The 19,027-nt window shown below is 73.9% G+C and carries 13 protein-coding genes; 6 read left to right on the top strand and 7 right to left on the bottom strand.

What is annotated here, in order from left to right; genetic code table 11:
* Nucleotides 1-10: 10 nt before the first annotated feature.
* On the top strand, nucleotides 11-1,756 hold the full coding sequence (sat, locus tag WMF39_RS31340) for a sulfate adenylyltransferase (protein ID WP_437740151.1): 1,746 nt from the start codon (nucleotides 11-13) through the stop codon (nucleotides 1,754-1,756).
* A 70-nt stretch (nucleotides 1,757-1,826) separates the two neighbouring features.
* Entirely contained in the window at nucleotides 1,827-3,170 is a 1,344-nt protein-coding gene (locus WMF39_RS31335) for a hypothetical protein (protein ID WP_437740150.1), read from the top strand.
* A gap of 6 nt (nucleotides 3,171-3,176) precedes the next feature.
* Here WMF39_RS31335 and WMF39_RS31330 read toward each other — a convergent pair whose 3' ends face one another.
* The 5 genes from WMF39_RS31330 to WMF39_RS31310 form a co-directional block, all read right to left on the bottom strand.
* Complete coding sequence (locus WMF39_RS31330) at nucleotides 3,177-5,150, bottom strand: serine/threonine protein kinase (protein ID WP_437740149.1); 1,974 nt, start codon at nucleotides 5,148-5,150, stop codon at nucleotides 3,177-3,179.
* A 403-nt stretch (nucleotides 5,151-5,553) separates the two neighbouring features.
* On the bottom strand, nucleotides 5,554-5,877 hold the full coding sequence (gene trxA / locus WMF39_RS31325; RefSeq protein WP_437522675.1) for a thioredoxin: 324 nt from the start codon (nucleotides 5,875-5,877) through the stop codon (nucleotides 5,554-5,556).
* Nucleotides 5,878-6,098: 221 nt separating this feature from the next.
* On the bottom strand, nucleotides 6,099-6,545 hold the full coding sequence (locus tag WMF39_RS31320; RefSeq protein ID WP_437740148.1) for an Rrf2 family transcriptional regulator: 447 nt from the start codon (nucleotides 6,543-6,545) through the stop codon (nucleotides 6,099-6,101).
* A 94-nt stretch (nucleotides 6,546-6,639) separates the two neighbouring features.
* The gene (locus WMF39_RS31315; protein ID WP_437740147.1) at nucleotides 6,640-8,436 is read right to left on the bottom strand and encodes a hypothetical protein; all 1,797 of its coding nucleotides are present in this window, start codon (nucleotides 8,434-8,436) and stop codon (nucleotides 6,640-6,642) included.
* 112 nt (nucleotides 8,437-8,548) lie between these two features.
* Entirely contained in the window at nucleotides 8,549-10,003 is a 1,455-nt protein-coding gene (locus WMF39_RS31310) for a PLP-dependent aminotransferase family protein (protein WP_437740146.1), read from the bottom strand.
* Between the two features lie 160 nt (nucleotides 10,004-10,163).
* Here WMF39_RS31310 and yedA point away from each other — a divergent pair, with 160 nt between their 5' ends.
* Together yedA and WMF39_RS31300 are read left to right on the top strand one after the other, a co-directional pair.
* Entirely contained in the window at nucleotides 10,164-11,342 is a 1,179-nt protein-coding gene (gene yedA / locus WMF39_RS31305) for a drug/metabolite exporter YedA (RefSeq protein ID WP_437740145.1), read from the top strand.
* 149 nt (nucleotides 11,343-11,491) lie between these two features.
* Nucleotides 11,492-12,589 carry an SMP-30/gluconolactonase/LRE family protein gene (locus WMF39_RS31300; RefSeq protein WP_437740144.1) on the top strand — a complete coding sequence of 366 codons (1,098 nt, stop codon included), beginning with the start codon at nucleotides 11,492-11,494 and terminating at the stop codon, nucleotides 12,587-12,589.
* A 34-nt stretch (nucleotides 12,590-12,623) separates the two neighbouring features.
* Here WMF39_RS31300 and WMF39_RS31295 read toward each other — a convergent pair whose 3' ends face one another.
* Entirely contained in the window at nucleotides 12,624-12,908 is a 285-nt protein-coding gene (locus tag WMF39_RS31295) for a hypothetical protein (RefSeq protein WP_437740143.1), read from the bottom strand.
* Between the two features lie 347 nt (nucleotides 12,909-13,255).
* On the opposite strand from WMF39_RS31295, the gene WMF39_RS31290 reads away from it, so the two are divergent.
* Entirely contained in the window at nucleotides 13,256-15,517 is a 2,262-nt protein-coding gene (locus tag WMF39_RS31290) for a hypothetical protein (protein WP_437740142.1), read from the top strand.
* 15 nt (nucleotides 15,518-15,532) lie between these two features.
* On the top strand, nucleotides 15,533-17,824 hold the full coding sequence (locus WMF39_RS31285; RefSeq protein WP_437740141.1) for a M20/M25/M40 family metallo-hydrolase: 2,292 nt from the start codon (nucleotides 15,533-15,535) through the stop codon (nucleotides 17,822-17,824).
* An 87-nt stretch (nucleotides 17,825-17,911) separates the two neighbouring features.
* On the opposite strand, the gene WMF39_RS31280 is transcribed toward WMF39_RS31285, so the two are convergent.
* On the bottom strand, nucleotides 17,912-18,724 hold the full coding sequence (locus WMF39_RS31280) for a fibro-slime domain-containing protein (protein ID WP_437740140.1): 813 nt from the start codon (nucleotides 18,722-18,724) through the stop codon (nucleotides 17,912-17,914).
* Nucleotides 18,725-19,027 lie beyond the last annotated feature (303 nt).

The following is a 19,027-nucleotide window of genomic DNA, read 5'->3' as shown; positions in this document are numbered from 1 at the left end:
AGTTGCCTAAATGTCAGGTTTTGTTGTCTGGTTCACCGGTTTGAGCGGCGCCGGCAAGAGCACGCTCGCGGCGATGCTCTCGGCCGAGCTCCGCGCCCGCTCCGTCCATGTGGAGGTGCTCGACGGCGACGAGGTGCGCACCAACCTCTCGAAGGGCCTCGGGTTCTCGAAGGAGGACCGCGATACGAACATCCGGCGGATCGGATACGTGGCGAAGCTCATCGCCCGGTCGGGCGCGTGCGCGATGACGGCCGCCATCAGCCCTTACAAGGCGATCCGTGACGAGCAGCGGGCCCAGATCCCCCACTTCGTCGAGGTGTTCTGCTCCTGCGAGATCCCCGTGCTCGCCGAGCGCGACGCGAAGGGGCTCTACAAGAAGGCGCTCGCGGGCGAGATCAAGAACTTCACGGGCATCGACGATCCGTACGAGGCGCCCGAGAGCCCCGAGGTGCTCGTCGACACCGGCAAGGAGACGAAGGAGGAGAGCCTCGCCAAGATCCTCGCCAAGCTCGAGGAGCTCGGCTACGTCCCGCGCCGCGGAGGCGCGGTCGCCGTGTCCGGCGCGGCCGCCGCGGGGGCGGCCGCGGGCGGCGCGCGCGGGCTGATCGCGCCGCACGGCGGCGAGCTCGTGAACCGGTGGGTCGAGGGCGCGGCGAAGGCGTCGCTCGCGGAGCGGGCGAAGGGGCTGCCGGTCATCGAGCTCGACGAGCGGACCGAGAGCGACGTCGAAATGATCGCGATCGGGGCGTTCTCCCCGCTGCGCGGCTTCATGAACTCGAAGGACTACCTGCGCGTCGTGCGCGAGATGCGGCTCGAGAGCGGCCTGCCGTGGTCGATGCCGATCACGCTCGCCGTCTCCGAGCAGGCGGCCGAGGGGCTCCGCGTGGGCTCCGAGGCGGCGCTCCGCGCGCGCGACGGCCGCATCGTCGCGGTCATCGAGCTGAGCGACAAGTGGCGGCCGAACAAGGAGATCGAGGCGCAGGAGGTGTTCCGGACGACCGAGACGAAGCACCCGGGCGTCGCGTACCTGATGAGCACGGGCCCCGTGTACGTCGGCGGCGAGATCCGCGTGCTGGAGCGGCCCGTCGACTCGGCGTTCCCGGCGTACGACCGGAGCCCGGCGACGACGCGGGCGTACTTCGCCGAGAAGGGCTGGCGCCGCATCGTCGGGTTCCAGACGCGGAACCCGATCCACAGGGCGCACGAGTTCATCACCAAGACGGCGCTGGAGATCTGCGACGGCCTGATGATCCACCCGCTCGTCGGCGCGACCAAGTCGGACGACATCCCGGCGGACGTGCGGATGCGTTGCTACGAGGAGCTCATCGCGAAGTACTATGTGAAGGACCGCGTGCTCCTCTCGATCTACCCGGCGGCGATGCGCTACGCGGGGCCGCGCGAGGCGATCTTCCACGCGCTGGCGCGCAAGAACTACGGCTGCTCCCACTTCATCGTGGGGCGCGATCACGCCGGCGTCGGCAGCTACTACGGCACGTACGACGCGCAGGAGATCTTCAATGCCTTCAGCCCCGGAGAGCTCGGCATCACCACGCTCAACTTCGAGAACGCGTTCTACTCGACGGTGGTCGGCGCGATGGCCACGGCGAAGACGGCGCCTGGTGATGCGTCGACGCAGGTCAACCTGTCCGGGACGAAGGTGCGCGAGCTGCTCCAGCGCGGCGAGCTGCCGCCGCCTGAGTTCTCCCGTCCGGAGGTCGCGCGCATCCTCATCGAGTCGATGCGCAGCTCGTCGTAGCCGCGGGCGCCTGAGGGCCGCGGCGGGCGGCGCCGCCGAGCGGGGCCGCGCGGCATCAGACGGGGCGCGCGTGGCGCGCGCCGCGCGCGCCGCGGCCCTCTCCCTCCTCGCCGCGCTCGCCGGCGTCTCCGCGGGGACGACGGCGCGCGCGGATCTCAGCGACGACGCCGCGCGCGTCGCGCGGATGTGGTCGCTCTCGGGCGCGCGCGTCGCGCGCCTCCCCCCCATCTTCCTCGAGCACGGCCGCGCCCGGGTCGTGGCGATCGATCCGCCCGCCGGCCCGGCCCGCGTGGCTGGCGCTGCCGGCGCGGCGGCGGACGAGTGCCTCACCGCCGCGTTCCTCGCGCCGCGCACGGCGGAGTTCACGCTCTCTCCCGAGGGGCCATCGGGCGGCGTCCCCGCCCTCGAGGGCCTCATCCAACAGCTGCGCGGCGCGGAGCCCGAGGACGACCGCCGCGTCCTGAGCGTCGCCGGGGTCGCGGCCGTCACGCGGTGCGGGGCCGAGCGCGAGGGGCTGCGCCGCGTGGCGATCGAGGTGCTGTCGACGCGCAGCGCGTTCGATGTCGTCGTCGCCGCGTCGAGCGGGCCGCTGGAGCGCGTCGAGGCCATCCTGCCGGAGCGCGCGTCCGGGCCCGTCGCGCCCCGCGGCGACCCTGGGCGGCCCTCCGAGCCGGGGCCGCTCGACGCCCGGGTCGCGCGGGCCGCGCGGCGCGCGCTCGCGGAAGGGGCGCCGCGCGTCGCTCCGACCGACATGCGCGCCTCGTCGATCGGGACGGGGCAGTTCTCGGTCAAGCTCCCCGAGGGCTGCCACCGCCTCGACCTGATGGCCGAGGTGCCGAGCGCCACGTTGCGCCGCGCGACCGACCTCGACGCCGAGGCGCGCGAGGGGACCACGGGCAGGCTGCTCGATCGCGACAGGTCCGACGCGCCCGACGCGCGGCTCGATTTCTGCCTGGGCGAGCAGGGGGTCGTCGAGGTGCCTTTCCTCGGGGCCGCGGGGCCGGTGAAGGTCGTGCTGTCCGACGCGCAGTGGCCGATGTCCGCGTTCGTGCCGGGGCACTTCGGCGCGCGCGCCCGGGGCAACCTGGCCGCCGCGCTGCGCCGCCGCCACGCGCCCGCGCCGCGCGCGCAGGCGATCGCCGAGGCGATCGGCGCGCAGGGCGACACGCTCGTCCCGGTCCAGGTCGAGCCGGGCCGCTGCTACTTCGCGGCGGCGGCGCTGGCCCGGGGCGAGCTGCGCGCGCTCCGGATCTCCGTCGAGCTCGGCGACCGCGCCGGGCGCGACGACGCCGGCGAGAACGGCGAGAGCGCCGGCGTGGCGTTCTGCTCCGAGATCGAGGAGAGCGCCGCCCTCCGCGTGTCCGCGCGCGGCGGCTCGCCGGTCTGGGTCGTCGCGGTCTGGCCGATGGACTGACCCCGCTCACTCCGCGGCGTGGGGGCGCCTCGGGCGGCGGCGCGGGGCCTGCTCCGGGCCTGGGCTGGCCGCGGCGCCGGGCTGGGCCCGCTCCGGCAGCAGCTGGCGGAGCTGCCAGGCCTGCAGGAACGCGCGTCGCTCCGCGGCGCGCAGCGCGTGCTGGTGCTGGCCCATCATGAACGCCGGCACGACAAGCATGAACAGGGTCGTCAGCGTCAGCGCCGTCATCGTCGCGATCTTCGAGTGCTCGACGGCCTGGGGCAGGATGACCATCGCGCCGCCCGCGAACTCGTACGAGCGGGGCAGGACGCCCGAGTACTCGATCCACGCGGCGGCCAGCACCGCGATGCAGCTGGTCACGACGACGGCGACGCGGTAGGCCGTCCGGTACGTGAACGAGTTGCCGTACGTGAGGATGACGAGCAGCATCGGCATGAAGAGCAGCGGGCCGAAGCCGCGCCCGATGCACAGGAAGCTGAGCACGTTGAAGACGAAGCCGGCGTAGGCGTACCACTCCGCGGCCGGGCGGTGGACGACGCGCGCGGCGAGGAACTTCATCAGCGCCGCCAGGGCGGTGAAGCCCAGGATGAAGGCGAAGACCTGCCACTCCCGGATGCCGAGCCACACCGCGGCGACCAGCGTCGCGATCGCCGTCGCGAGCAGCTCGGCGCGCATGCCCGCGCGCAGCTGCAGCCGGTGCCGCGCCGCCGCGGCCGCGTCCAGCTCGGCGAGCACCTCCCCCGGCATCTCGCGCGGCGGCTCGGTCAGGACGCGCCGGAGCGTCTCCAGGGCGCGCTCGTTGGACGGATCGAAGGCGAGCGCCTGGCCGACCTCGCTGAGCAGCGCCTTCCGCGCGCCCTCGGCTTCCTTGCCGCCGGCGAGCGCCTCCGTCACGCGCTCCTCGGCCAGCCCCGCGTGCCGCGCCGCGAGGTCGCGGCGGAGCTCCACGTCCTTGTCGCCGTCGAGGAACCGCTCGACCGCCTCGTAGAGCGCGCGGGCGGACGGGTAGCGCTCGGAGGGCTCGCGCCGCGTCGCCGTCACGCAGATCGCGTCGAGCTCCGGCGGCACCTCGCGCTCGGGCGCGCGCACCGACGCCCGCGCGTCGGCGCCGTGAATGAGCGAGTCGAGCATCTCGGTGCGGTCCTTCTTCGGGTGCAGCGGCTTGAGCGTGAGGAGCTCGAAGAGGATCGCGCCGAGCGAGTAGATGTCGCTGCGCACGTCGAGCGTGTCGACGCACCCCTGCGCCTGCTCCGGCGACATGTACCCGAGGGTACCGAGCACGTCGCCCGGGATGGTCCGCGTGCTCATGGGATCTTCGCCCATGTCGATCGTCTGGAGCGGCGTGTCGATGAGCTTCGCGACGCCCCAGTCGAGCAGGTACACCTCGCCGAAGTCGCCGAGCATGATGTTGGCGGGCTTGAGGTCGCGGTGGAGCACGCCGCGCGAGTGCGCGAAGTCGACGGCGATGCAGACCGACGAGAAGGCGGTGAGCAGCCTGCGGCGCGAGAAGCTCTGGAGCGCCGTCGGGTCGCCCTCGCGGAGCTCGTTCAGGATCCTCGCCAGCGTGAGGCCCCGGAGGCGCTTCATCGTGAAGTACGCCGAGCCCTTGTTGTCCACGCCGAGGTCGTAGACGGGCACGATCGACGGGTGCTCGAGCTGGCCCTGCACCCGGGCCTCGCGGAGGAACCGGTGGCGCAGCGTCGTGTCGCCCTGGTGCTCGGCGCGGATGACCTTCATGGCCACGTCGCGGCCGATGCGGCGGTCCCTGCAGAAGTGGACCTCGCCCATCCCCCCGACGCCGAGCAGCGACCGCATCTCGTAGCGGGGGCCGTCGCTGGACAGATCCGTGAGCTCCGCGCGGGCGCGGCCGAGGCTCACGGGGGTGGGGCTCTGGCCGTGCGAATCTCCGCCCTTCCCGCGAGATTTTCGCATCTCGGGGAGCTGCTCGAGCGTCTCGAAGTCGTCGTCGAACAGGGCCATGGCGTCCGGGAAGCCAGGCTCGGTCGCGCCGTGCCAGAAATACCCACACCGGCAGGGCTCCGCGTGGCGACCCTCGACCGCCACGACGGACGGCAGCGAGCGGCGTTGCGGAGTGCTGGGCTTCCTCGGACGAGAAAATCTCGTATCGGGTGGTCATGTCAACGGGATGCTGCGTCCGTAGAAGACGGCCGGCGCGCAATGCGACGGCCGCGCGCCGCGCACATCCCGTGCGGTCGGGGTGAAGGCGGGAGCCGCTCGCGAAATGAAGGTCGATGTCGGGTGTCCAGCGGTCCTGGCGCGCGCTGTGGTGGCGTCTCCGTCGCGCAGGGGGCGCGATGTGGGGCACGTCACGGCGCGGACGATCGCCGGCGGAGGCTCGATGCGCTCGAGGTTCTCGGCGCGCTCAACGTCCGAGGAGCGCGAGCAGCGTCTTCTTGTTCGTGAGGCCGACGTGCCGCCCGACGGGCTCGCCCTTCTGGAAGGCGACCACCGTCGGCAGGCCGCGGATGCCGAAGCGCTGCGCGGCCTCGGGCGACGCGTCGACGTCGAGCTTGACCACCTTGACCTGGCCCGCCGTCTCGGCGGCGATCTCATCGACGATCGGCGCGAGCCGCTTGCAGGGGGCGCACCAGGATGCCGAGAAGTCCACGAGCACCGGCGTGTCCGTCTGCAGGACCTCCTGCGCGAAATTCAGGTCGTTGACTTCGATGACATTGCTGCTGCCCATGGCGCTGTCCTTTCGGTTTTCTCGGGAGTGAGCGGGCCCTGGCTGCGACGCGCCGGCCCGATGCCGGCCCGATCCTCGACAGCCACGCTCGCTCCAACTGTTATATGCACGGTTTCAGTTTCTGCCAGGGGAGCGGCTCGGCCGCCCGCAGGGATGGCGGCCTCGCGTGTGCCCGGGGCAGGAGGCCGGCGGCGTCGCCGCGCGGCCAGGCGCCTCCGCGATCAGCCGGCCTTGATCGGCGCAGGCGCAGGGCGGCCGAGGTGCTGCGCCCGGAGCGCGATGTCCGCGACGGTCTTCTGCGCGAGGCCGCGCAGCAGCCCTGCGTTGGCCGCCTCGGCGACCTCATCGAACGCCCGCTGGATCCCCGACCCGATCGGGCACCTCGCGTTCGGCTCGCACGGGCTCGGCGCGATGGCGCCTTCCGGCTCGACGGCGGCGTACACCTCGCTCAGCCGGATCTTCTTGGCCGGCCTCGCCAGGCGATAGCCGCCCGAGCGGCCCTCCCGCGCCTCGATGAGCCCGGCCTGCGACAGCCGCGCGAGGATGCGCCGCAGGAAGGCCGGGTTCGTGTTGATGCTCGCCGACAGCGCGTCGCTCGCGCAGCTCTCGTCGGACTGGGCGAGCAGCGCGAGGGCGTGCGTGGCGATGGCGAAGCGACCCGAGGACATCGAACGGCCCCTCGGCCGTCATCTGAGGGCTCGGGGGGTTCCGCTGTCAAGGCGCGGCGGGCGGTCGAGCGTTCTCGCCTCGGCGCCTGCTCGCTCAGCGCGACCTGGGCGAGGTGCGGATCAGCACGAGGGCGTCTCCCTTGCCGTGCGCGAGGCGCAGCTCGATCGACGCGGGGACGGCGGCCGGGCCGGCGCAGCGGCTGTCGGACACGACGTGCCGCGCCCTGGCGAGCGAGCTCTCGCCCGTCGAGGTGTCGACGAGCCGCAGATCGACGCCCGCGCCGTCGGCGTCGAGCGCCACGATCACCTCGGCGCACGTGTTGGCCGGGATCGGGAGCGGGAGGATCTTGAGGCGCGCGGCGTCGAGCCCCACCGCCTGCGCGCCGGCCGCCCCCGCGGCGTCGGCGGGGCCGGCGGCGCTCATGCGCCCGAGCAGCCTCGCGGCGGCGAGCGGATGGGCGACGAGCGCCGGCGGGGCCTCGGGCTCCTTGCGGACCTCCACGGCGAACGGGCCAGGCTGCGCCATCGACTCGACGTCGACGCGGGCGGGTCCGCCGCGCCCGCAGGTGAAGAGCGTCGCCCGGGCGCCGCCCCGGGCGCGGCCGAGGAGGGCGTGGCCCTCGCTCCAGAGCTCCGCGAGCACGTCGGCGAGCGGCTTGCCGGCCAGCACGTCGATCCGCGCGCAGCCGGCCGGCAGCTCGATCGGCAGCGTCGTCCGGCTGCCGAGCCGCGCGGCCCCGGTCGACACGCGCGGCGCGCCGTAGCCCCGGCCGGCGAGCGCGCGGGCGTGGTCCACCCGCGCCTCGGCGAGGTCGCGGCCCTCGGTCACGCGCTCGATCGGCGTGGCGCCGGAGATCTCCGCCTCGGCGCCCGGCTGCGAGCGGCCCACGACCACGGCCACGAGGCCCTGCGTGCCGCGCGAGCGGATCGCGATCGAGAGCTCCACGGAGACCGCCGAGCAGAGGAGCAGCGAGCGATCCTGGCCCCGCTCGCGCGCGCGCGCGACGACCCTGCCGGTCTCGTCCTCCGCGACCACCTCGAGCGAGGCGACCTCGTCGCTCGGGGAGACGAGCACGTCGAGGCAGCGGCCGCCGTCGAGGGTGGCGCCGATCCGGCTCGCGGTCCTCGATCCGACGGGCAGCGCGACGCGCCGGACGTCGTCCCAGCGCGCGCCGACCGCGGCGCGGCGCGCCCTGATCTTCGCCTCCAGGCCGGGCCACGACTCGAGGCGCCCGCTCTCGTCGCCGGACCTGCCGCGCGCGCCGACGGCGCGGGCGACCGCGTCGGCCGCCTTGACCGGGACGCCCTGCACGCCGACGCTCACCGCCCCGGCGCCCGACATCACGCGCGCCATGACATAGAGCCTCCGCGGGTGCGGCGGGCAGACGAGGATGGACGCGCGCGCGTCGGCGGCCTCGTCCGTCGAGAAGGCGCTGCCGTCGTCCTCGAAGGCGAACAGGTCGACGTCGCTGATCGTCGGCGAGACCCGCGCCATCGCGAGCATGCACTCGCCGGCGGGCACCTCGACGAAGGCGCCGAGCCGATCGCCGTCGGACGCCATGTCCGCGCCGATCACCCGGAGCGCGCTCGCGCCCGCCTGCGCTGCGCGCTGCGCGTCCCCGCCGAGGAGGGTGCTGCCGTCGATGCGATCCGGCAGCGCGCGCAGCGTCTCCGGCGCTCGCGTGCCCGGCGACGCGATCGCCCCGGCGCCGCAGGCGGGCAGGGCGGCGAGCGAGGCCGCGAGCGCCCAGGCGGCGCGGGCTGGCGATGGAGCTGCAGCGCGGGCGGGCTCGGGCGGGCGGTGCGCAGGCAGGATCGGGAGCGCAGGCCGCAGCGCGGGCGTCGGCGGGGGCGCGGGCGAAGGAAGGGACGCGGGATGTCGGGGGCGCAAGGGCGTGGGCTCGTCGGGGCGGGCGCTCGATCGAGAGGGAAGGTTCTACTTCAGCGCGGGTACGGCATCCAGGGCGCGCCGGCCGCCGCCGGGGCCGCGGCCGTCCACCGCGTCATCCCTCGGCGGTCTCGGCGCAGATCCGTCCGAGCGTCCGGACCGCGTGCTCGCTGAGCTCCGTGAACGGGTAGCCGCAGTTCACCCGGATGTAGTTCGAGAAGCGGTGCTTGGCCGAGAAGATCGGCCCCGGCGCGACGCTGATGCCGTGCTCGAGCGCGCGCTCGTGCACGTCGAGCGCGCTCGTGCCGGGCGGCAGCTCGACCCAGAGCACGAAGCCGCCGGCGGGGCGCGAGACGCGGGTGCCGGGCGGGAAGTGCTCGGCGATCGCCTCGCTCATGCGCGCGACCTGGGCGGCGAGCCGGCGCCGGAGCGTCCGCAGGTGGTGGTCGTACCCGCCGATCTCGAGGAACTCGGCGATCGCCATCTGCGGCAGCGTCGCGGTCGCCACGCTCTGCGCGAACTTGAGCTGCTCGACCTCGTCGAGGAAGCGGCCGGGCGCCGTCCAGCCGACCCGGTAGCCCGGCGCCACCGTCTTCGTGAACGACGAGCAGAGCATCACGAGGCCCTTCTTGTCGAACGCCTTGGCGGGGCGGGGGCGGACGTCGCCGAAGTGCAGGTCGCCGTAGATGTCGTCCTCGATGAGCGGCACCTCGCGGCGCGCGAGCATCGCGACGAGGCGCTCCTTCGCCTCGTCGGGCATGGCGCTGCCGAGGGGGTTGTTGAAGTTCGGGATCGCGAGGCACGCCTTGATGCGGTGGCGGCCCAGCATCTCCTCGAGGACGTCGAGGTCCATGCCGGTGCGGGGGTGCGACGGGACCTCGATCGCCTTGATGCCGAGGCTCTCGATGAGCTGGAGGAGCCCGTAGTACGCCGGCGACTCCAGCGCGACCGTGTCGCCCCGGCGGGCGACCGCGCGCAGGCAGAGGTGGAGCGCCTCCATGGCGCCGACCGTCGTCACGATGTCGTCGGGGGAGAGCGCGACGCCCCACTCGACCGAGCGCCGGGCGATCTGCCGCCGCAACGCCGGCAGGCCGGGCGGCGGATCGTACGAGACGCCGGCGCCGCCCGCGCTCCGCGCGATCGCGCTGAGGATCCGGTTCAGCTTGTCGGTCGGCAGGAGCTCCGGGCTCGGGCACGCCGCGCCGAACGGGACGATGTGCGGGTCCCGGCACGCCCGGTAGACCTTGGAGACGAGGCTCTTCACGCTGACCCGCGTGGCGGTGGTGCAGGCGCGCGCGGCCCGGGGCTCGGGCAGCGCCGTGCCCCGGCGGGCGCGGACGTAGTGCCCCGACTGCGGGCGCGCCTCGATGAGCCCGCGGTTCTCGAGCTGCATGTATGCCTGCAGCACCGTCGCGACGCTGACCCCCTGCTGCCGGCTGAGCCGCCGCACCGACGGGATCCGGTCGCCCGGCCGCAGCGCGCCGCGCGCGATCAGATCCGCGACGTGCGCGGCGACGCGGTCGTAGAGGTGGGCCTCGTCCTCCGCTTCGATGGGCGCCTGCACCTGCACGAGACGAAGTGTACAGCCGGGCGGGCCCTGCGGTACCGGTACAGCTGCCGGGCGTGAGGACCAGCACAGTCGCCTGTTCCGGAAACTGTACCGGCCTCAATTACCAACCGACTGCCTCTGTACCGGTCGCTCGCTTGGCCCCACCCTTCAGGGCATGAAGTTGACCTCACTTGTTTCGGAGCCGCCATCGCGCCTCCGGGAGGCGTCGCGGATCGAGCTCGGGAAGGGGCGCCTGTGGACGCACCGCCTGCGGGGCGGCCCGCTGCTCCTGAGCTGTACCGCCGGCGCGGTCTGGATCACCCGCGAGGGGGAGCCGGAGGACGTGGTGCTGGAGGCCGGCTCCAGCTATGGCGGCGAGGGGCGCGGGCTCCTCGTGGTGGAGGCGCTCGAGCCGGCGCAGATCGCGGTGGCGAGAGGCGAGGCAGGGAAGAGGGCGCGCGCGGCGCTGGCGAGGGCGCGGGGGAGCTGGCTGGTGCTGCTCTCGCTCCTCGCGCTGTACGTGATCTGGGGCTCGACGTACCTGGCGGTCTCGGTCGCGCTCGAGACGATACCGCCCTTCTTGCTGGCCGGGACGCGCTTCATGACGGCGGGCGCGCTGCTCTACGGCGTGCTCCGGCTGCGCGGCGCCCCGCGGCCGACGCTGCGGCAGTGGGGTGCGGCGGCGCGGGTCGGGGTGCTGCTGCTCGTCTTCGGCAACGGGTTCGTCGTCGTCTCGCAGCAGTGGGTGAGCTCGGGCGTCGCCGCGGTCGTGGTGTCCACGATGCCGCTCTGGCTTGCGCTCTTCGCCACCGCGCGAGGCCGGGGCGCCGCCGGCGGCGCGCCCGCCGGCGCCCCGGCGGTCTCCCGGCGCGAGTGGATCGGGCTCCTCGTCGGGTTCGCAGGCGCGGCGCTGCTCCACCTCGGCGGCGATCTCCACGCGGCGCACGCCGGGGCCCTGCTCATCTTGCTGGCCCCCGTGTCGTGGGCGCTCGGCTCGCTGTACAGCCGCTCGCTGCCGCTCCCGGAAGGGCCGATGGCGGTCGCGGCGGAGATGCTCGCGGGCGGCGCGGTGATGCTCGGGGTGAGCGCGCTCTCGGGTGAGCACCTCGCGGCGGCGCCCTCATCGCGGTCGCTCCTCGCGCTCGCCTATCTGGCGGTGTTCGGATCGATCGTGGCCCTCAGCGCGTACACGTACCTGCTCCGGAGCACGCGCCCGGCGATCGCGACGAGCTACGCGTACGTGAACCCGATCGTCGCCATTGCGCTCGGCGTCCTGCTCGGCGGCGAGCGGGCCTCCGCGACGACCTGGGCCGCGGCGGCCATCGTCGGCGCCGGCGTCGTCATCGTCTCGCGGCGCTAGGCGCGCTGCGCTGCGCTCACGGGCCACCCCCACCCCGCCCCGCTCCCACGGCGCGTCGCGCCGGCCGCCTTCGCGCCCCGGGCGCGCGCCGTCGACCGTAGGCAATGCGGGAGGCGGCGTGTAGTGTGCGCGGCGAGGAGGCGAGCTAGATGAAGAGAGGGTACCGGCTGCTCGGCTGGGCGCTGCTCCTGTTCGGGGCGCCGTCGGCGTGCAGCGGCGGCCACGTCGGCGCTGCGTCGAGCAGCGGTGCGAGCGCGAGCGCCGGAGAAGGCGGCGGCGTGGCCACGGGCACCGGAGAGGGCGGCGGCGCGGCCACGGGCACCGGAGAGGGCGGCGGCGCGGCCACGGGCACCGGAGAGGGCGGCGGGGTGGCAGTCGGCGCGGGCGCGGGGCCGAGCGGCGAGTGTGCGGCGCTCGCGCCCGGGCCCTTCGAGCCGGCGCTGGTCACGGACGGGTTCATCGGCAGCGAGGACTTCGCGTTCGATGGCCGGGGCTACCTCGTCGCCAAGCAGGGGCCGAACCTCGTTCGCTTCGACGCCACGGGTCGGACCTCGAACTTCGCGTCTCTGCCGGGCCCCCCGGGCCCCGTGCCCGGGCTCCGGTACCGGCCCGACGGGACCCTCGTGGCGGCGCTGCCGAACCAGGGCGCCGTCGTCCAGATCTCGGCGACCGGAATGGTCGACGACTACGTGACAGGCCTCACGGACCCGAACGGCCTCGCTCCGGACGCGCTGGGCAACGTCTGGGCGACCGACCTCGCGGGCGATCGGGTGATCCGCCTCAACCCCGATGCCACGATCGACGAGATCGCGAGCGGCGCCCCCGAGGTGAGCGAGCCGAACGGAATCGTCTTCGACCCGGCGCGATGGGCGGTTTTCTACACCAACTCCTCTGCCGGCGAGATCCGCAAGATCGACCTGAACAACCCGGGCGAACCCCCCTCGCTCGTGGTCACGGTCGCCTCGTCCGTGCTCGACGGACTCGTTCTCGATACGTGTGGTCACCTCTACACGGTCGATAACGAGAACCGGACGCTCTATCGTGTGAGGCTCGACGCGGGCGGCGCCGCCCTGGGGGAGGCCGAGCTGCTGGCGCGCCTCCCCACCGGGGTGGCCAATGCGCAGTTCGGAGCGGGCCCGGGGTTTGATGCGAGGACCCTTTACGTCGGAGGCGCAGCCGGCTCGATCTATGCTGTTGCCGTCGGCATCGGCGGCGCGCCGGTCCCGGCGCCGCCAGAAGCGCCGTGATGGACGCTCCTCGGCGGCGCGCAGGAGGGGAGGCTCAGCGGGCGCCTTCCGCTGCGGCCACTTCGCCCTTCTTGAGCTTCCCTTGAAGCTCGCCGAGCTTGCCCGCCGACCGCTCGAGGGCGCGCGCGGCGCCCTCGAGCGCGATCCGCCCGTAACCGATGGCCACCCCTGCCCAGGAGGTGCCCAGCTCGCGCAGCGTCTCGACGAACGGCGGCTTGACCGCCGCCCCGGCGCTGGCGTCCGCCGCCTGCGCGGGCCCGGCGCTCCCGTTCACGCTGTTCTCGGCCTTCGGCTCCGTGATGCTCTGGGTCTCACTCATGGTCTGCCTCCCACTTCGATATGTCCCCCCGCGACGACCGCGGGCGTACAGAAATGATGAATCCAGCGTTGACCCCCGTGCCCCGCGCGTCGCCCGCTCTCGCGGGCTCGCCAGACGCGATGTGCACTGGAGCGAGGGGAGCCCCGCCGCACGGCCGTGCCCGCGAACAGAGCCACCTTGTGGCTTCGTCGGAGGCACAATCGCGACGCCTCGACACTGCGACGCGACGCGTTAACTGTCAAGGCCTCATGTCGATTTTGTTGCCGTCGTTTTTCCCTAGGTTGTTTGATGAGGACGCTGCGGCGGCCATCGCGTTCGCTCGGCAGGTCAAGGAAGGGAGTTACCCTATGTCGCTCGCGCGCTGGAACAAGGCCACGCCACCAACGCTGTTGTGGCTTCTCGTGGTGCTGTCGCTGCTCGTCGTTCCGTCGCTCTCGATGGGGCAGGCGCCCGACGCGCCGACGGCGGCGCCTGCCGCGGGCGCGGCGCCAGCGACGCCCGCGGCGAAGGGCGCCGCGGCGCAGGCGCAGGCGCACGGGCCTCCGCCGGACTCGTGGGCTGGACAGCTGGAAATGCTCTCTCGCTGGGTCGACCAGCGCGGCGGCTCGGGGGGCTGCGAGGAGCGCTGTTACGCGCTCGATCGGCTGCGCATCACGGGCGCGGTGGGCGAGGGGCCGCTCCAGTTCGAGCTCTCGGGCGGCGTGCTCACCGACCGCCCCGTGGCCGTGCCGCTCTTCGGGCCGCCGGCGCACCTCCGCATCGAGGCCACGCTCGACGATGGACGGCCTGCGTCGCGCCGCGAGGCCGCGCCGATCAGCTTCGAGGACGACCACTACTACCTCTGGACGGCCGCGCGCCGCTTCGTGCTCCGGGGCTCCCTGTGGCTCGAGGGCGACCTCACGCTCCTGGTCGCCGGTCCGCTCAACACGTTCGAGGCCGACATCACCGGCGGCTCCGTCGCCGAGGGCGCGCGGCTCTCGGGGCTCAGCGGGGCGACGCTCCACTTCACCCCCGACGGGGGCGCGGGGTCGCAGAGCGCGGGCCCCACGGTCTTCCAGCTGTCGCGCGCGGTGCGGGTCGGTCGGGAGATCGGCTTCGAGTACCGGCTCGTCATGCGGTCGGGCAGCGACCTCGGCGTCGTGCGCCTGCCGCTCGCGTTCGGGGAGAAGGTGCTCGACGTCGCGGGCGCGAGCGGCTTCCGGGTCGAGGGCGGCGAGCTCGTGCTGCCCACCTCGGGCCGCGCCGCGGAGATGAAGATCTCGGGCACGCTCCCGAAGGTCGGGGCCTTCTCGCCCGATCCGCGCTCCGCCTACGAGTGGTGGCTGTTCGAGTCGGACGCGGAGCACCGCCTCACGGTGAAGGGCGACGCGCGCCAGGTCGACGCCGCCGAGTCGCCGATCCCGCGGACCCAGGCGACGTCGCGGCTCCTGCTCGTGCAGCGAGGGCAGCGCGTCGAGGTCGCCGTCGAGCCGCTCTCGGGGGTCGAGGTCCTCGCCGCGGTGGTGCGCGACCACCGCCGCACCCTGGTCCTGACCGAGCGCGGAGACCTCGTCGCCGACGACGCGCTCACCTACGAGAACAACGGCATCGATTACCTGACCTACGCGCCGGGCGGGCGGCCGATCTACCTCGCCACCGACGGGAAGGCGCAGCGGATCATGCACCAGGGCAAGGCCGCGGAGGAGGTCCTCGTGCCGCTGCAGACGGGGAGCCACACGATCCAGGTGCAGTCGCTGGCGCAGGCGGCGGTGCACTCGCTCGGAGGAACCCTGGAGCTGCCGATGCCGAGCTACCCGCTCACCGCGAGCGAGGTGGCGCTGACGGTCGGGCTGCCCGATCGCGTGGTGCCGCTCGCGCTGCTCGGCGGCGACCGGCCGGTGTGGTTCGCGGACGCGGGCGACGCCTTCGCGGTGGCGATCGGCTTCGTGGCCGCGTGGATCGCCGTCCGCCCCGGCGGGGCGGCGAGCCGCGGGCGCGTGCGCGCGCTGCGCGCGCTGGGCGGGCTGCTCATGGCGGGCCTGTGGTTCCTGGCGCCCGCGACGTTCGTGGCGCTGCTGGTCGGCATCGCGACGGCCGTGGCGGCGTGGCTCGCGGGGCGGCTCCTCGGAGGCCGTGGCCGCGCCGCCGCGATGGTGGTGCTGCTCTGCCTGGGCGGCCTGGCGCTCCTGGTCGGGCTCTTCGCCGTCTCGGCGAGGAGCTACAGGGCGGAGCGCTGGAACTCGACGTACAGCGAGTCGGCGGCGCCGGCGCCCGCCGCCGTGCGCAGGGCGAAGGACGACGATCTGCCCAAGGGCGGCGGCGCGCTCGCCCCTGGAGGCGCGGTGCTGGAGGGGGTGACGCCGGTCGCGCTGTCGCTCCCGGACTACGAGCGGGCCGTTCGAGCGCGCCGCGAGCTCGTCACGCGCGAGCGCGCCTTCCGCCCCGTGCTCGTCTACACGACCTCCTCGGCGCTCGTGCCGCTCGTGCTCCTGTGGCTGGCCGGGGTGACGGTGCTCCTCGCCGCGCACCGCGCGCCGCTCACGGAGCTCTACCGTCGCGCGGCCGCGCGCCTCGCGCGCAGGCCCGAGGACGACGTCGCCCAGGGGGAGCCTCCGGCGCCGCTGCGCTGAGGCCGACCGACCGCCATGGCGTGGTCTCCTCGCCTCGCAGCGGCCCTCGCGCTCCTCGCGCTGGTCGCGCTCCGCATCGCGCAGCTGAGCCCTCCCGACGTCGTCCCGGCGAGCGCGCCGCCCGAGGTGTTCTCGGCCGAGCGGGCCAGGGCGCACCTCGCGCAGATCGCGGCCGAGCCGCGCCCCACCGGCTCGGCGGGCCACCGGCGGGCGCGCGACTACCTGCTCGCGGAGCTCTCGAAGCTCGGCGTGCAGCCCGAGGTGCAGCGCGCCTCGGTCCTCAGCCGGCAGTGGGGCCTGCCGTACGACGCGGCGCACGTCGAGAACATCGTGGCGCGGCTGCCGGGCGCGGACAGCACCCGGGCGGTCGCGCTCGTCGCGCACTACGACTCGGTGCCCGGCAGCCCGGGCGCCGCCGACGACGGCAGCGGGGTGGCGGCGCTCCTGGAGGCGCTGCGCGCCCTGAAGAGCGGCCCTCCGCTGCGCAACGACGTGCTGCTCCTGTTCACCGACGCGGAGGAGGGAGGCGTCCTCGGCGGCAAGGCGTTCATGGACGAGCACCCGCTGCGCGGCGAGGTGGGGATCGCGCTCAACTTCGACGCCCGCGGGGCCGGCGGCGTGGTCGCGATGTTCGACACCGGGCCCGGCGACGCCTTCCCCGTCCGCGAGCTCGCCAGCGCCGCGGCCTACCCGGTGGCGTCGTCGCTCTTCCCCGAGGTCGCGCGGCGCATGGGCCACAGCACCGATCTCAGCGTCTTCAAGCGGGCCGGGATCCCCGGGCTGAACTTCGCCTTCACCGACGACGCCGCGCACTACCACGCCCCGTCCGACACCGTGGGCAACCTCGACCTCCGGAGCGTGCAGCACGCCGGCGACTACGCGCTCTCGCTCGCGCGGCGCTTCGGCGCGCTCGACCTGCGGGATCCCGGGCGCGGAGATGCGGTGTACTTCAACACGTGGGGCGCCCACCTCGTCTCGCACCCGATCGGCTGGACGCTCCCGATCGCCGCGCTGGTCACCTGCCTGTTCGCGGGCGTGGTGCTCCACGCGGGGCGGCGGCGGGCCGCTTCGCCGGGCCGGATCGCCGCGGGGCTCCTCGCCTTCCTGGCGCTGCTCGCCGGCGTCGCCGCGGCCGTGGGCGGGCTCGCGTGGATCCTCCGCAGCGTGCACCCGGCCCTCCGGGTGATGCCGTTCGAGCCGTACAACGCGCCCGCGTACCGGCTCGCGCTCGCGCTCGCCGCGCTCGCGGCCTCCGCGGCGGGCTACCGGTTCTTCCGGCGGCGGCTCGGCGCGTGCGAGCTCGCCCTCGGCGCGCTGCTCTTGTGGCTGTTGCTCCTCGTCGCGGCGAGCCTGCTCATGCCGGGCGCGAGCTTCTACTTCGCCTGGCCGCTCGCGTTCGCCCTGCTCGGGCTCGCGGCGGTGACGATCCGGCGCGGCGACGCCCCGCCCACGCTCGCGGACGCCGCGGTCCTCGTCGCGACCGCGGTGCCGGCGGTCGCGCTGGCCGTGCCCGGCCCGTACCTGTTCTTCGTCGCGCTGGGCCTGCCGAAGGCGGCGGTGCCGGCCCTGGCCGTCGCGCTCGTCTTCGGGCTCTTCCTGCCGCACGCCGAGCTGCTCGGCGGCGGCCGCTCGCCGCGGCTCTCGCTCGCGTTCGGCGTCTCCGGCCTCACGGCGCTCCTCGTCGCCTGCGCCACCACGGGCTTCACCGAGGCGCGGCCCCGACCGGCGAGCCTCGCCTACGCGGTCGACACCGCCGCCGGGGAGGCCCACTGGCTCTCGGCCGACCGCGACCTCGACCCGTGGACCGCCGCGTACTTCCCGGACGATCGCGGGCAGGCGCCCTCGTTCGCCGTGCCGTTCGTTCGCGTGACGCGCCAGGGCGAGGCGCCGGCCCTCGCCCTGCCGGCGCCGTCGCTCACGGTGCTCGGCGATGTCCGGCGCGACGGCGTGCGGGCGCTCCGGCTCCGCGTCGCCTCATCCCGGGGAGCCCCCTGGCTGTTCGCGGAGGTGACGTCCCCGAACCGGGTGATCCGCGCCGAGGTGGACGGAAAGGGCGTGGAGGAGCGCGGTCGCGTGGCCGACGCGAAGCGCGATGTCCGCTGGGGGTTCACCTACATGGGTTTACCGCCGGGAGGTATCGAGTGGTCGCTGGAGGTCGAGGACTCCGGGCCGATCGAGATCCGGCTGATGGACCAGACCTACGAGCTCCCGCGCGAGCTCGTGCGCGGGTCGCGGCCCAGGGAGATCATGGGCGCGCCGTACCGCCTCGCCGATTCGACGTTCGTCAGCGGGTCGTTCCAGCCTTAGCCCCGGCGGGCTCGCGGAAGCGGGCCCGCCGCCCTCGCTGGGCAGGAGAGGTGGAGCGGGATCAGTCGAGCGGATCAATCGAGCGGATCAATCGACAAAGATGGGTTCGCAGTTCGTGAACGCGAGCGTCGACTGGATGGTGAAGTTCGATTCGGTCGTGTGCCGCTCGGCGTGGAAGAAGTCGAGCGCGTACTCCTGCCCGGGCGTGATCCCCAGCTCGCTCGCCATCGCGTCGAGGTCGAGCCTATCGTCCTGCGGGCCGTGGAGGCCGCCCAGATCGATGGCGAGCCGGTTGTTGATGAACACCCAGAGATCGTCGTCGCCGGAGAACCTGAACTCCTCGCCGCCGTTGTACACGAACGTCATGTGGAGCTCGAACGTGAAGTGGAAGTTGTGCTGTCTCCCCTCGTTCCCGAAGCCCCGCTCGTCGATGGGGAAGAAGGCCCGGTTCTCGTAGGTGGCAATGCCGTCCGCGCCGACGACGGGCGTGATCGTGAACTGGATCGGCATGTTCACGCCGTCGACGTCGCGGTACCACTGGTTGAACTCCTCGGGCCCCGTCGTGTGCGCGGTACCGCCGTCATGCGCATAGATGGGCTTCTGATCCGGGCCCAGCTCGCGCTCGACGATGCCTTTCAGGCCCTGGCCCGTGAACGTCTCGAAGTCAGGGTGCCCCTCGCCGTCTTCGTAGGCGCGGAAGTCGCGCACGATGCCCGTGAGGCTCGCGTTGCACCCGTCGCCGCTGCCGCTGCTGCCGTTCCCGTTGCCTGCGCCCGCCGACACACCGGACCCGAAGTCGCTGCCGCCCGTGCCCGAGCCGTATCCGGCGCCGGCGCTGTTGCTGGAGTCGCTCGATCCATCGGTGCCGCCCCCACACGCGACCCCGGCCAACACCAGCATGGTTGCGAGCGGAGCACACCAGTTCGACTGTAGCGGCCTAAGCATGTGAAGACTCCTTCTGTGGGGAATATCGCGCGTGGTCTGCGCGTCCGTTGTGCGTGGTTTGCGCATGTTTTGCGCGTTGTGTGCGCGCGGGCCGCGGCGTTACGAGCGCCGGGATGGGCGGTCGCCGAGGGCGCAAGCGAGACAGCAATTCTATCGCGTCGCAATGGCGGTGCGATCCAGAAAATTGCCGCCGCGCGCTGGCAGCACGAGGCCGGCGTGGAGAAAAGTGCAGCCGAGCGACAGCGCACGAGCGCCGGG

Source organism: Sorangium sp. So ce1504, from assembly GCF_051521635.1.
In the GTDB taxonomy this organism is placed as follows: Bacteria; Myxococcota_A; Polyangia; order Polyangiales; family Polyangiaceae; genus Sorangium; species Sorangium cellulosum_B.
The sequence above is the reverse complement of the archived record's forward strand: the minus strand, read 5'-3'. Positions and strand labels throughout refer to the sequence as shown.

Excerpts from the sequence above, each read along its gene's own strand:
- WMF39_RS31295 (WP_437740143.1), bottom strand. The coding sequence starts at position 12,908 with ATGAGTGAGACCCAGAGCATCACGGAGCCGAAGGCCGAGAACAGCGTG.
- WMF39_RS31300 (WP_437740144.1), top strand. The coding sequence starts at position 11,492 with ATGAAGAGAGGGTACCGGCTGCTCGGCTGGGCGCTGCTCCTGTTCGGG.
- WMF39_RS31320 (WP_437740148.1), bottom strand. The coding sequence starts at position 6,545 with ATGTCCTCGGGTCGCTTCGCCATCGCCACGCACGCCCTCGCGCTGCTC.
- sat (WP_437740151.1), top strand. The coding sequence starts at position 11 with ATGTCAGGTTTTGTTGTCTGGTTCACCGGTTTGAGCGGCGCCGGCAAG.
- WMF39_RS31285 (WP_437740141.1), top strand. The coding sequence starts at position 15,533 with ATGGCGTGGTCTCCTCGCCTCGCAGCGGCCCTCGCGCTCCTCGCGCTG.
- WMF39_RS31280 (WP_437740140.1), bottom strand. The coding sequence starts at position 18,724 with ATGCTGGTGTTGGCCGGGGTCGCGTGTGGGGGCGGCACCGATGGATCG.
- trxA (WP_437522675.1), bottom strand. The coding sequence starts at position 5,877 with ATGGGCAGCAGCAATGTCATCGAAGTCAACGACCTGAATTTCGCGCAG.
- WMF39_RS31330 (WP_437740149.1), bottom strand. The coding sequence starts at position 5,150 with ATGGCCCTGTTCGACGACGACTTCGAGACGCTCGAGCAGCTCCCCGAG.
- WMF39_RS31290 (WP_437740142.1), top strand. The coding sequence starts at position 13,256 with ATGTCGCTCGCGCGCTGGAACAAGGCCACGCCACCAACGCTGTTGTGG.